The 12,155-nt window shown below is 64.4% G+C and carries 13 protein-coding genes; 2 read left to right on the top strand and 11 right to left on the bottom strand.

The window, feature by feature from the left end; genetic code table 11:
* Positions 1-2: 2 nt before the first annotated feature.
* From LZ016_RS09745 to LZ016_RS09730, 4 genes are read right to left on the bottom strand one after another with little or no spacing between them, the layout of a single operon-like run.
* Entirely contained in the window at positions 3-422 is a 420-nt protein-coding gene (locus LZ016_RS09745; protein ID WP_241447182.1) for a 23S rRNA (pseudouridine(1915)-N(3))-methyltransferase RlmH, read from the bottom strand.
* Positions 423-430: 8 nt separating this feature from the next.
* The gene (locus tag LZ016_RS09740; RefSeq protein WP_241447181.1) at positions 431-1,300 is read right to left on the bottom strand and encodes a serine hydrolase; all 870 of its coding nucleotides are present in this window, start codon (positions 1,298-1,300) and stop codon (positions 431-433) included.
* 6 nt (positions 1,301-1,306) lie between these two features.
* Positions 1,307-1,708 (bottom strand): ribosome silencing factor, encoded by a 402-nt coding sequence (gene rsfS, locus LZ016_RS09735; protein WP_241447180.1) that lies wholly within the window; start codon positions 1,706-1,708, stop codon positions 1,307-1,309.
* Complete coding sequence (locus LZ016_RS09730; protein ID WP_241447179.1) at positions 1,689-2,351, bottom strand: nicotinate-nucleotide adenylyltransferase; 663 nt, start codon at positions 2,349-2,351, stop codon at positions 1,689-1,691. Before LZ016_RS09730 ends, rsfS begins: the two co-directional genes overlap by 20 nt.
* 58 nt (positions 2,352-2,409) lie before the next feature.
* Between LZ016_RS09730 and LZ016_RS09725 the strand changes: the two genes are divergently transcribed.
* A complete protein-coding gene (locus LZ016_RS09725) occupies positions 2,410-3,438 on the top strand; it encodes a DUF3667 domain-containing protein (protein WP_241447178.1) in 1,029 nt (342 codons plus the stop codon).
* Here LZ016_RS09725 and LZ016_RS09720 read toward each other — a convergent pair.
* The 3 genes from LZ016_RS09720 to LZ016_RS09710 form a co-directional block, all read right to left on the bottom strand.
* Positions 3,435-3,812, bottom strand: a complete 378-nt coding sequence (locus tag LZ016_RS09720) for a hypothetical protein (protein WP_241447177.1) — start codon at positions 3,810-3,812, stop codon at positions 3,435-3,437. The two genes, LZ016_RS09725 and LZ016_RS09720, sit on opposite strands and share 4 nt — an antisense overlap.
* Positions 3,809-5,755, bottom strand: coding sequence for an ATP-dependent zinc metalloprotease FtsH (ftsH, locus tag LZ016_RS09715; RefSeq protein ID WP_241447176.1), 1,947 nt, complete (start codon positions 5,753-5,755; stop codon positions 3,809-3,811). The genes LZ016_RS09720 and ftsH overlap by 4 nt, the downstream gene beginning before the upstream one ends.
* Before the next feature lie 142 nt (positions 5,756-5,897).
* Complete coding sequence (locus tag LZ016_RS09710; RefSeq protein WP_241447175.1) at positions 5,898-6,425, bottom strand: hypothetical protein; 528 nt, start codon at positions 6,423-6,425, stop codon at positions 5,898-5,900.
* A gap of 275 nt (positions 6,426-6,700) precedes the next feature.
* Here LZ016_RS09710 and LZ016_RS09705 point away from each other — a divergent pair, with 275 nt between their 5' ends.
* Positions 6,701-7,012: a YMGG-like glycine zipper-containing protein gene (locus LZ016_RS09705; protein WP_241447174.1), complete on the top strand. Its 312-nt coding sequence runs from the start codon at positions 6,701-6,703 to the stop codon at positions 7,010-7,012.
* A 21-nt stretch (positions 7,013-7,033) separates the two neighbouring features.
* Here the strand turns inward: LZ016_RS09705 and tilS are convergent, their stop codons facing one another.
* The 4 genes from tilS to ptsP form a co-directional block, all read right to left on the bottom strand.
* Positions 7,034-8,002: a tRNA lysidine(34) synthetase TilS gene (gene tilS / locus LZ016_RS09700; RefSeq protein ID WP_241447173.1), complete on the bottom strand. Its 969-nt coding sequence runs from the start codon at positions 8,000-8,002 to the stop codon at positions 7,034-7,036.
* A 19-nt stretch (positions 8,003-8,021) separates the two neighbouring features.
* Entirely contained in the window at positions 8,022-8,843 is an 822-nt protein-coding gene (locus LZ016_RS09695; protein WP_241447172.1) for a tol-pal system YbgF family protein, read from the bottom strand.
* Between the two features lie 69 nt (positions 8,844-8,912).
* Complete coding sequence (locus LZ016_RS09690; RefSeq protein ID WP_241447171.1) at positions 8,913-9,764, bottom strand: helix-turn-helix domain-containing protein; 852 nt, start codon at positions 9,762-9,764, stop codon at positions 8,913-8,915.
* A 73-nt stretch (positions 9,765-9,837) separates the two neighbouring features.
* Positions 9,838-12,105: a phosphoenolpyruvate--protein phosphotransferase gene (gene ptsP, locus LZ016_RS09685; protein ID WP_241447170.1), complete on the bottom strand. Its 2,268-nt coding sequence runs from the start codon at positions 12,103-12,105 to the stop codon at positions 9,838-9,840.
* Positions 12,106-12,155: the final 50 nt, after the last annotated feature.

Genomic DNA, 12,155 nt, shown 5'->3' with positions numbered 1-12,155 from the left:
CCTCAACCTTCCCGATGATAGGGGTGGTTCGCAAGGATTGATGTCGCCCGGAACAATTGCTCGGCGAGCATCGGGCGGACCAGCAGGTGCGGCCAGGTCGCCGGGCCGAAGGAGATGAGGAGGTCTGCGCCGGCGCGTTCCTCCGCCGAATGGCCGTCCGCCGCTCCGATGACGAAGCGAGCTTCGCGCGTTCCCCGATCGCGCCATTGCTCGAGCGTCTTCGCCAGTTCCATAGAGGACAGCGCCTTGCCCTTCTCGTCGAGAAGCACCGTAACAGATGATGGCGGGGCAGGGGGAAGCGCGGCGCGCTCGCTCAGCTCCGTGAGCTTCGTCGGCCAACTGATGCGCTTCAGGTAGCGCACGACGAGTTCCGCTTCAGGCGATCGCCCGATCTTCCCGCGAGCGACGATGTGGAGAAGCAATCAGCCTCTCACTGACCGCCCGTCGACGGAGCCAGCGTGCCGAAGCTCGGTGCAAGCGCCGGCCAAGTGAACAGCCGCGTGAAGCCGTCGTAGATCGCGCGGGCGGCCGTTGCGATGGTCTGCGGGCGATCAGCGCCGCCCCGCGCAAACATGGCGACCGCGATCCGGTGACCGTTGTTCAGCGTGATGAACCCGATGTCGCTGGTGTAGCCGTTCAGAGTACCCGTCTTGTGCTCGACCCGCGTTCCCCACGGCAGCATGCCGCGGATGCGGTTCCTGCCGGTGGCGCAGCGGCCCATAAGGTCGAGCAAATACGACCGGCTCTGCGGCTTCAGAATGTTCCCCTTATCGAGCTTCTGAAGCATCTCGACCATCGCCATCGGCGTACTCGAATCGCGGATGTCCCAAAGGTCACGAGGATCGGCGAGAAGGCGCGCAATGGTGCGATCGACGCGGATCGTATTGAAACCCTGGAAGCGCAGCCAATCCTGGACGGCATGCGGCCCGCCGAGGTCGCGAATGAGGATGTCTGTAGCCTGATTGTCGCTGTGAATGAGCATGCGCTGCATCAGGCTGGAGGCCGTCTGGCCGGAAATCTTGTCATCGAGCGAGCGATTGCCGTGGTCGACCTGATTCAGATAGGCCGCCGCAACCGCGACTTTTACCGTGCTCGCCATCGGAAAGCGGACGTCGCCGTTGATGCTGACGGTCTCACCCGTGGTGAGGTCTAGCGCGGCGACACCCACATTGCTGGAGGCAGACCCGACCACAGCCCTGAGTTGCTGCTCAAGGCTGGCCAGGTTCGGCGACGAAGTCGCCGCGGTTGCAGGCTGCAACGCAAACGCGAACAGCCAGAGAAATATAGCAACAAACCGCATGTGCCCTCACCCGCGAGCGGCTGTACTCTTATCGGCATCATCGCCGAAAGCCCACATACGTTCCAAATTGTAAAAACTTCTCACTTCGGGACGGAAAAGATGCACAATTACGTCATCTGCGTCGATCAGGACCCAGTCGGCTGCGGGTAAACCCTCAATCCGCGCGATCCTGCCGTACTTCTCCTTGATCCGGTCGGCGAGCTTGTGCGCCATCGACGCCACCTGCCGCGTAGAGCGGCCCGAGGCGATGACCATGTGATCTGCGATGCTGGACTTGCCCGCCAATGGAATGGAAACGACCTCGACGGCCTGGTCGTCGTCTAGCGACTGAAGCACGAGGCGATGGAGGTCTTCGACGTCGATCTCAGGACGGCCTTTGACGGCGGTCTCAGTGGGACGGTCGGGCAAGTGCTCTCCTAGGTAAAGTTGGCATAACGAAACGTTTGGAACCCGCTGCCGGGTCCATGAACCGCAAATGCCAGTTGGGGTCGTGCGCGCGTAAGCCGGTAGCGGATGTCGGGTCGGGCGGCAGGCGAAGCAGCAAGATCGCCGGTGCACTCCAATCCGTCCATTCCCTGGCCTGGCCGGAAGGATGGACGAACCTTCGAAGCCAGCCCATCGCGCGAGCCGCGTGGGCAGACGAATCATAACCGGGCCGGGAGATGACCGCAATTGGCAGTGATTCCGCCAACTTGCGCCAACGCCTCCACTGATGGAATTGTGCAACAGTATCGGCGCCCATCAGCCAGATGAAGCGGATGTTCGGGTGGCGTTTCTTCAGCTTCGCCACAGTGTCGACGGTGTAGCGAGTGCCCTGGCGGGCTTCGAAATCGCTGACCTTGATGCGGGATCGCCGCGCCATTGTCTTTGCGGAGGCGAAGCGCGCGCCGAAGGACGCCATGTCCTTCGCGCCCTCCTTCAGCGGATTGCCGGGCGAGACCAGCCACCAGACTTCGTCAAGGCCAAGTGCCGTCATGGCGGCAAGGCTGATGTGCCGGTGTCCCCGGTGCGCCGGGTTGAACGAGCCGCCGAGGAGACCAACGCGCTTCACGCGTCGACCGCTAGCATGAGCCGTGAAGGCCGCATAATGTCGCCGCAGGGGGAAATGGATGCCGGACCTGGAAGCTATCGGTGACGCAGCGACCGGCGCAGTTCTCGCCGGGGCAGTCGAGCGCGCAGGGCGCAAGGGCGACGGCCATACCCACGAGAGCGCCTGCCTCAACTGCGGGACGCAGCTTTCAGGCGAGTTCTGCTACGTCTGCGGCCAGAGGGCGCACGTCCACCGTTCGCTCTCGGCGTTCTTCCATGACCTGCTGCACGGCGTGTTCCATTTCGAAGGGAAGATCTGGACGACGCTTCCCATGCTCATCTGGAAGCCGGGGCAGCTGACCCGCGGCTATATCGACGGACAGAGAGCGCGCTACGTGTCGCCGATCGCACTCTTCCTGTTCTGCGTCTTCCTGATGTTCGCGGTGGTCAGTGCGACCGGGCTCGGTGAGATCCCCGAGCAGGTGAAGGCCGATGTTGCCACGCAGGTTAAGGATCACGAGGCGACTCTCACCCGTCAGCAGGCTGAGCGTGCGCAGAGGGAGAAGGCCGACCGCTCCACCGTGGGTATCGATGCCGAGATTGCGCAAACTCGAAGGGAGTTGGATGGCCTGAAGCGGTTGCAGGCAAGGGGGATTGAAGGAAGCGCCGTGCAGGTCTCCGACGACATGCCGGGCTGGTTCCGGTCCGCCGTCGAACACGCCCTGAAAAACCCGGAACTGGTGCTCTACAAGCTCAAATCGAACGCCTACAAATTCAGCTGGGCGCTGATCCCTCTGTCCGTACCTTTCGTCTGGCTGCTTTTCCCGTTCAGCAGGCGCTTTCGGCTCTACGACCACACGGTCTTCGTGACGTATTCGCTCTGCTTCATGCTGCTGCTGCTGATGGTCGGCACATTGCTGGACTTCGTCGCGCCGTCGATCGCCAGCCTGCTCTGGTTTGTTCCGCCCATCCACATGTATCGGCAGCTGCGCGGGACTTACGAGCTGAGCCGGTGGGGGGCGATCTGGCGCGCCACGCTCCTTACCTTGTTCGCGTTCGTCGCAGCGATGCTCTTTCTGATCGTTCTGGTAGCAATGGGGCTGTTCTAGGATTTGCAGGGGTATTTGCGCTCGAGGACGGTCTTGAGAACGTCCTTGGTCGTGGTCGTCTTGCGCTGATCTTCAGGGACCGCGTTCAGCGCCGCCAGATATTCCTTCGGATTGACGCGGGGCTTGTCCTTGGCGGGAGGGCAGAACGTGGTCTCGCGCCCTGCGGCCTTCGCCTCGGCATATTCCTTCTTCAGCTCTTCGCCATCGGCTTCAACCAAGGCTTTCAGCCGGTAGAAATCGCGTGAGAAGAAAGCGAACGGGCCGAGCCGTTCGACCGCCTTCACCCTGACGAGGAAGCTCGCGACCTCCTCAGCCAGCGCCGGAGAGGCGCTGGCGAGGACGAAGACTGCAAGGCCGAGCCGGTAGGCTCTCAAGCGCCGGCTGTAGCCGGTCCGCCGATACCCGACGCCGGACGCTTGGCCTTCGGGATCGATGATCCCGCAGCCGGGATCGCCGGACCCTTCGGACCTCCGCGATCGATTGCGCCCCCAGCCATCAGCTGCGTGATCTCGTCGCCGCTCAGCGTCTCATATTCGAGGAGCGCCTTGGCGAGAGTCTCGAGCTGCTCACGATTTTCCTCGAGCAGATGCTTCGCGCGATCGTAGCCCTGCTCCACGATGCGGCGAATTTCCTTGTCGATCGCCTGAGCCGTCTCGTTCGACATGTTCTTCTGGCGATTGACGGAATAGCCGAGGAAGACCTCCTCGTCCGCTTCCGCGTACTGCAGCGGGCCGAGCTCGTCGGACATGCCCCAGCGGGTGACCATGTCGCGCGCGAGGTTGGTCGCGTAGCTGATGTCGGACGACGCGCCCGAGCTCACCTTGTCGTATCCGAAGATCAGCTCTTCGGCGACGCGGCCGCCCATGGAGACGGCGAGGTTCGCGTACATCTTGTCGCGGTGATAGCTGTAATTGTCGCGCTCCGGCAGGCGCATCACCATGCCCAGCGCGCGGCCGCGTGGGATGATCGTTGCCTTGTGGATCGGGTCCGAAGCAGGCTCATGGAGAGCGACGATCGCGTGACCTGCCTCGTGATACGCGGTCATGCGCTTCTCGTCCTCGGTCATGACCATGGACTTGCGCTCGGTGCCCATCAGCACCTTGTCCTTGGCCTCCTCGAACTCCTGAGCCGCGACCAGGCGCTTGCCCTTGCGGGCGGCCAGAAGGGCAGCCTCGTTGACGAGGTTCGCGAGGTCGGCACCGGAGAAGCCCGGAGTGCCGCGCGCAATGACGCGGGCGTCGACATCGGGCGCCAGCGGCACCTTCTTCATGTGCACCTGGAGGATCTGCTCGCGGCCATCGATGTCGGGACGCGGAACGACGACCTGGCGGTCGAAGCGGCCCGGACGCAGGAGCGCCGGGTCGAGCACGTCCGGACGGTTGGTCGCGGCGATGATGATGATGCCTTCGTTCGCTTCGAAGCCGTCCATCTCGACGAGCAGCTGGTTGAGCGTCTGCTCGCGTTCGTCGTTGCCGTTGCCGAGGCCGGCGCCGCGATGGCGGCCGACCGCGTCGATTTCGTCGATGAAGACGATGCACGGGGCGGATTTCTTGGCCTGGTCGAACATGTCGCGGACGCGGCTGGCGCCGACGCCGACGAACATCTCGACGAAGTCCGAGCCGGAGATGGTGAAGAAGGGAACGCCGGCCTCACCCGCGATGGCACGGGCGAGAAGCGTCTTGCCGGTACCCGGCGAGCCGACCAGCAGCGCACCCTTCGGGATCTTGCCGCCGAGACGGGCGAACCGGCCCGGGTCCTTGAGGAACTCGACGATCTCCTGAAGCTCCTCGCGAGCTTCGTCGATGCCGGCGACGTCGGCGAAGGTCACGCGGCCCTGCTTCTCGGTCAGCATACGGGCGCGGCTCTTGCCGAAGCCCATGGCTCCGGAGCCGGCATTCTTCTGCATCTGCCGCATCACGAAGAAGCTGATGCCGAGAATCAGGAGGAACGGCAGCGACTGGTAGAGGAGGATCAGCCAGAAGCTCGACTGCTCGGCTTCCTTGGCCTGCACCTGCACGCCTGCCTTGATCAGGCGGTCGGTAACCTGCGCGTCGGCCGGCGCCGTCGTACGGAACGCCTGGCCGCTGTCGAGCTTGCCGGTGATCAGCTGATTACCGCTGGCGCTCGAAGAGGTCGTGACGGACTGGACATTGCCCTCGTCGACCTGCTTGACGAATTCGGAATAGGCGATGGCCTCGCCCGTAGCGGCCTTCGATCCTCCGCCGATCATCTGCACGAACACAACCAGTCCGAACAGAATGCCGACCCAGATCAGCAGGCTCTTCGCCCATGGATTCGTGGGCTTTTTCTCGTTCATTTCGTCTCTCTCGACGGCCTTGGGGCCAGATCAGAAGCTAAGATAAGCGCTTCCACCTTAATAACAATGATACCGGCGCCCCGCGAATCGTGCCTCGGTCGGACGGTTTCGGAATGGGACGGGATCACTCTGTGGCTGCGGTTCACCCTTTGTTGGTGAGAACGACTTCCAGCCCCTCATCGCTCGCGGTGTTGTGGGTTGCTTCGAAAGTCTCTTCGGCGACGGCGATCTGCTCGCCATGCACACCTTGTCTCAACGCTTCGTCGTGAATGAGACCGGCGCGCAGATGCTCAAGCTTCACCGTCGCCGGATTGCCGTGACGAGCTGAGTAAAGAACGACCGCACTGACCCCCGGATGTGCTTCCAGCATCTGCGCGAACTGGGCCACGTGCTGCCAACCGTCATGGGTCAGAGTTGCCGAATTCGGCGCGAAATTCTCATTTCCGACCTCGAAGCTCTTTTGGCCCTGCACGTCTAGTTCGAGCCAATCGGCGATCCTCCGGCCGCTCGATCCTTCGCGGACGTGCAGGGTAGTTCCGTCGCGAAGGACTATGAGCTGATCGTTTTCGGGATGGATGATCTGTTCGGGTCCGCGCACTTTTTCGATCACATGCCCTGCTGTGAGGTAGACTGGGCCGGCGAGCAGGAGAGCGATCGCAAGGAAAACCACCCGTCGCGTTTTCTTGTCTATCCCCCTCGAATGCACTGCCATGCCGAGCCGCTCCAGCGCGCTGGGATAATCCCTGAGCGCTCAGTCGCTCTTTTCGGTTCAGGATGGGGCCTCGGCCATCGGGGATAGGCCTTAGTCGGACAGGGTCTCAGCATCACCGCGCGGTGCTCGCATCGCGCTCCATCGGTCATTCTCCGGATGCCATTACGGTCCGCAGGGCTCCATTGCGGGTTCGAGTGCCGGGGTCGGGGACTGCGCTGTCCTGGAGGCCAGACATGAAACGCCTGCTACTCTCCGCCGTCGCCGTGAGCAGTCTCGCCATCGGAGGTTGCACGAGCGATCCGTACAGAGACCATGTGGTCGCCAGCGGCGCCACGGGTGCCGTGATCGGTGCGGGAGCAGGTGCGATTGCCGGGTCCGTCATCCCGGGAATCGGGACAGGTGCAGGCGCGGCCGTCGGCGGCGTGCTAGGCGGCATGGTCGGCGCAATTGTCGGCGATCGCCAATATTACCGCGATACCCGCGGCTATTGTTACTACGTCGATCAGCACCACCAGGTGCATTACGACTACCAGGTGAGGTGCTGAGCCGGCCAGGCTCGCCGGCAATCAGGAGGTCCTCGGCGGGGCGGGCGTAAACCGCCACCTCTGTCCGCCTGCGCAGCGGACACCGCGCAAGGTGGTCGTATTACCCGCCTGCAGGTCGGACAGCAGCCGATCGAGTTCACGGCCGCGCAAGTCTCCGGGGCTGCCCTCGGTCCCGAGCTCTTCGATAGCCCGGGCAACGATCCGGCGCAGGATCTCTGCCGGTGCGGCAGCCGGTCGGTAGGTCATCGCTCCCTCTTCGACCTCGGCGAAACGCGTCCATTCCATCGCCGCGGCCCATTCGACCGCGTCGTCGGCGTCCGCGAGGTTGGCGGCGCTACGGGCGAGCGCGGCCTGGTTTAGCCAATCCGCGTCTGCGAGCGCTCGGCGGACGCGAACCCGTTCGAACCGCTCATTCGAATTGCTCGGGTCTTGGATGGGGATCAGATCGGCTTGCTCGCATACGCCTTCCAGCTCGGTACGGCGCCAGCCGAGCAGCGGGCGCAAGAGCTGGAGATTGGGATGGCCGGGAACGGCGGCCAGTGGGCGCATGCCGGAGAGGCCGCGAATTCCGGAGCCGCGGTTGAGGCGCATCAGGAGCGTTTCGGCCTGATCGTCAGCGTGGTGGGCCGTGGCGACGGAGGCGAGAGACTGCTCGCCCAGCCATCCGGCGAGTGCGCCGTATCGAACTTCGCGCGCTTGCTCCTGCAGAGCGGTGCTCGGCGGGACGTCCCATTCGATCGCCAGGATGGCGTGAGGGACGCCGAGCTGCTCGCAAAGGTCCCCGACGGCCTCGGCTTCCGCGCGGCTTTCCGCACGGAGGCCGTGATCCACCGTTGCGGCCTCGATCTCGCCTGGACGGACATCCGCGGCGAGCAGCAGCAGCGCGAGACTGTCGGCACCACCGGAAACGGCAACGCCGAAGCGCGTGCCGGGCGGGATCAGCGCGTCTAGATCAGCGCGGAATCGATTGGCCGTTCCTTCGGGGACCATATCCGGTCCCCTACCACGGTCAGCTGCACTTCGCTTCGGCCTTCGCGTTCGGAAGCAGCTTCTTAAGGTCGGCTCGCATGGTCGCGCCATAAACGGCCTCGAGTTCTCCATAAGCCTTGCAGGCCTGCCCGGCCTGCTTGAGCTTCATCAACGCCTGCCCAAGATAGAACAGGCTGTCCGGCGCGCGCTCGCCCTTCGGATTGGCACGGTAGTTGGCGAGCAGGACCTCCGCGGCCGCACGCGGTTCGCCCTTGTCGAGCAGGGCACGCCCAGTGAGATTGTTCGCCCAGCTCGTGCGGCGATGATTCGGATAGGCCGAGGTGAAAGCGCGGAGTGCCCCGATCGCCTCGTCATACTCGCCGTTCTTCCACAGCTGATAGCCGGCGTCGTAGGCTTCCTCGGCGGGGTCCGTCTCGCTGGTAGCGACCGCGTTGGTCGGCTTGGGCTTGGCGTCGTCGCCGGCGACTGCTGGCTTCGGCTTCGAAGGTTTGGTCACGGGAGCGGCTTCGATTTCCGTCGCAGCCTGCGTCTTCGCGGCCGCAAGCTGGGCTTCGAGCGCAGCGATCCGGCTCGCCGCATCCTCCTGCGACTGTTTCAGCTTGCCTTCGAGCTCGTTGATGCGGTGTCCGTTCTCTTCCTGCGCGCGCAGGAGGTCGGCGATCTGCCGTTCGAGCGCGACGATGCGGCTGTCGAGGTTTACGACAGAGGACTGCGTCGCAAACGGCTGCGCCTGGGGCACGCCGAACTGCGGCTGAGCCTGATACTGGGCGACGGCGGGCGTTGCTGGAACGGCAAGCAGAACAGCGGCCAAAGCGGTGCTGTTGATGCGAACGGACTTCATGGATTCCCCTCCCCGGGAACGAACCGTCTCAGATTAGAAGCGAAAATCAGCTGACGCGAGGATGAATCTTCACTGCGTGTTGGTCTGGACGCCCGGTGGCGCGCTTGCTGCGGGCGTCGCGGGAGTGCCAGCCGATGCGGGTGCCGCAGAGCCTCCCCGCATGAGATCCGCGGAAAGCAGGCTGACTTTTGATGCAACTCGGCCTGGGGGGCCGACCGGCGGCGCAACGGCGCTGCCGACGTTCACGCGCAGGGCCTCGGGCTTGCCGGCCTTCAACAGGGGTGCGGTCGCGGTCTGTGGAACGGTGAAGCGCTGTCCCGGGGCGAGTTCGCCCATGAACAGCGTCTTGCCTTGGTCGGTGACCTGGATCCAGGCCGGCTCCATTGCAGTCAGGACGACCGGGCCGGAAGTGGCTGCTGGCTGCGGTTGCGGAGCCTGTGCGGGTGCGGTTGCTGCCTGGTTGCCCGGATCGGCCGGCGCGGTGGCGGCGGCTTCCGGCGGCGCAACTTCATCCGGCTCTAGCGAGCGATTGTTAAGCCAGGTGAGGGCGATGACCACGAGGACGATGGCGCCGAGAGCGGCAAGAACGAGCCATTTCGGCATGGTCCTGGCGGGATCGACCGGTTCGAACACCTCTGCGCTGCTATAGTCCGGGCGCTGGCCGCCCATCTCTGCGCGCAAGTCCTCTGCGATCTCGTTGCGGTCCAGGCCAACGGCGCTGGCATAGCTCTTTGCGAAGCCGATCGTGTAGGTCGGCGCTGGCAGCTTCGACCAATCGCTCTCTTCCAGGCTCTGCAAATGCCTGAGCGGGATCCGCGTCTGGTTCGCTACCTCTTCAAGCGACACCTTCTTCGCCTCGCGAGCAGCACGAAGGCGCTCACCGGCGGAAATTGTCTGATGGATCTCTTCGCTTTCCGTCATCGCTCCGGCCCGAGCCCCCGACCACGCTTCTCCAAGTCGGACCGCGGCCTGTCAACCGCCGTTTATGCCTGAATCAGTCGACCGCCAGGCGGTGGCGTTTCGCCCAATCGCCGAGTGTCTTGCGCATGTTCACCGGCGGGCGGTCCAACAGCTGCTCCATGCGCGCCCGTACTTTCGAGACGTCAAGGGATCTTACCATCGCCTTGATCGGTCCGACGGCAGCAGGAGTGATCGAGAAATCTTGGATTCCGATGCCGATCAGCGCCATGGCTTCGAGTGGACGGCCACCCATTTCGCCGCACACGCGAACCGGCACGCCCGCCTCGCACGCCTGCTTCGCGATGCGCCTCAGAAAGCGTAGGATCGCGGGGCTCAGCCAGTCATAGCGTTCTGCAAGCCGTGGGTCCGCCCGGTCGGCAGCGAACAGGAATTGCGTAAGGTCGTTGGTCCCGATCGAGAGGAAATCGATCCGCGGCAGCAGCTGGTCGAGCGTTTCGGCCAGCGCAGGAACTTCGAGCATGGCGCCGAACTCGATCCGTGTCGGCAGCTTGCGGTGGCCCTTCCGCGCCCAGTCGACCTGCTCTTCGAAGAGCTTCCGCGCTTCCTCATATTCCCAGGGCTCTGAAATCATCGGGAACATCACCCGAAGCACCTTGCCGGCCGCCGCCTCGATCAAGGCGCGGGCCTGCGCCTTCATGAGTGTCGAGCGTTCGAGCGACAGTCGCAACGCGCGCCACCCCATCGCGGGGTTCTCGGACTCGTCGCGAATGTCGGTGAGATAGGGGAGGGCCTTGTCGCCCCCGATGTCGACGGTGCGGAAGACCACCGGGCGGTCGCCCGCGGCCTCCAGCACCTTGGTGTAGAGGCGCTGCTGCCGGTCGCGGCCGGGGAGGGTGGCCGACACGAGGAACTGAAATTCGGTGCGGAACAGGCCAATGCCGTCTGCGCCAATCAGTTCGAGGCCCTCGGCGTCCTCGGCGAGGCCGGCGTTGACCATCACGCCGATCGGGACTCCGTCCTGCGAGACGGCGGGCAGGTTGCGCACTGCCTCGAACTCGGCGCGGCGCTGCTGGCGCAAGGTCAGGCGATGCTCGAACCCAGCGCCGAGCACCCGCGTCGGCCGAACGATCACGCTGCCGTTGTCGCCGTCGACGAGAATGGTTTCGCCCTCCTCGACGCTGTGCCGGATGTCGGTCAATCGCCCGACCACTGGCACGCCCATCGCGCGCGCCACAATTGTCATGTGAGAGGTGAGCGAGCCTTCCTCGAGAAGCACGGCCTTCAGCCGTCGCCGGTCGTATTCGAGGAGCTCCGCCGGCCCGAGGTTGCGGGCGATCAGCACGGTGTCACGGGCCAAGCCGGTCTGTGCGGCCGTTCCGAAGCGGCCCGACACGATCCTCAGCAGCCTGTTCGACAGATCTTCGAGGTCGTGCATTCGGTCCTGGAGCAGCGGATCGTCGATATCCCGCATCCGCGAACGCATCCGTTGCTGAACCCGCTCGATCGCCGCCTCAGCGGTGAGGCCGCTGTCGATCGCCTCGTTGATGCGCCGCGACCAACCCTCGTCGTAGGCGAACATCTTGTAGGTCTCGAGGATCTCCTGATGCTCGCCCGCGGTGCCGAACTCGGCCTCCTTGGTCATCGCATCGATCTGCTCGCGCATCTTGCGGAAGGCGCCGTAGACGCGCTCGCGCTCCGCCTCGGTGTCCTCGGCGACGGTGTGCTCAACCACCACCCGCGGCTGGTGGAAGACCGCCTGCCCCTTAGCCATTCCCGCGACCAGCTTGAGCCCCGCCAGCCGCAAGGGACCCGCGCTGCGCAGCCGGCTGCGGCGCGCGCCGTCGACCAGGCGGGCGCCGGCGATCATCTCGGAAAGAACCATTGCGACGGTCTGCAGGGCTTCGATCTCGACGTCCTCGTAGCGGCGAGGATCGGCATGCTGAACGGCAAGAACGCCGACCGGACTTTCCAGTCGGACGATCGGAACGCCGGCGAAGCTGTGGAAGCGTTCTTCTCCCGTTTCGGGGCGGTAAGCAAAGGCGGGATGCTCGGCAGCTTCGGCAAGATTCAGAATTCGATTTTCGGCAGCGATCGTGCCGACGAGGCCCTGTCCAAGGCTGAGGCGCGTGACGTGGACGGCTTCCTTGCGCAGACCGTGAGTGGCGAACAACTCCAGCTTGTTGTCGCGCAGGAGGTAGATCGAGCAGACCTCGCTCTCCAGCGCTTCGGCGATGAGGTCCACGACCTTGTCGAGCTTGGATTGTGCAGTTCCGCGCCCGGCCATCACGTCGTGAAGGCCCGTCAGAATTTCTCGGGCGGAAGCTGCGGCGCTCAGCGGCATGCCCATGCGCTATCAGAGCCGGTGCGCCGCGCCAATCCGCACGCGACGCG

Origin of the sequence: Sphingomonas telluris, from assembly GCF_022568775.1 — a bacterium.
GTDB lineage: Bacteria > Pseudomonadota > Alphaproteobacteria > Sphingomonadales > Sphingomonadaceae > Sphingomicrobium > Sphingomicrobium telluris.
The sequence above is the reverse complement of the archived record's forward strand: the minus strand, read 5'-3'. Positions and strand labels throughout refer to the sequence as shown.

Bases quoted from the DNA above. Each gene is read 5' to 3' on its own strand.
- LZ016_RS09740 (WP_241447181.1), bottom strand. From the start codon at position 1,300: ATGCGGTTTGTTGCTATATTTCTCTGGCTGTTCGCGTTTGCGTTGCAG.
- LZ016_RS09725 (WP_241447178.1), top strand. From the start codon at position 2,410: ATGCCGGACCTGGAAGCTATCGGTGACGCAGCGACCGGCGCAGTTCTC.
- ftsH (WP_241447176.1), bottom strand. From the start codon at position 5,755: ATGAACGAGAAAAAGCCCACGAATCCATGGGCGAAGAGCCTGCTGATC.
- LZ016_RS09705 (WP_241447174.1), top strand. From the start codon at position 6,701: ATGAAACGCCTGCTACTCTCCGCCGTCGCCGTGAGCAGTCTCGCCATC.
- tilS (WP_241447173.1), bottom strand. From the start codon at position 8,002: ATGGTCCCCGAAGGAACGGCCAATCGATTCCGCGCTGATCTAGACGCG.
- LZ016_RS09695 (WP_241447172.1), bottom strand. From the start codon at position 8,843: ATGAAGTCCGTTCGCATCAACAGCACCGCTTTGGCCGCTGTTCTGCTT.
- LZ016_RS09690 (WP_241447171.1), bottom strand. From the start codon at position 9,764: ATGACGGAAAGCGAAGAGATCCATCAGACAATTTCCGCCGGTGAGCGC.
- ptsP (WP_241447170.1), bottom strand. From the start codon at position 12,105: ATGCCGCTGAGCGCCGCAGCTTCCGCCCGAGAAATTCTGACGGGCCTT.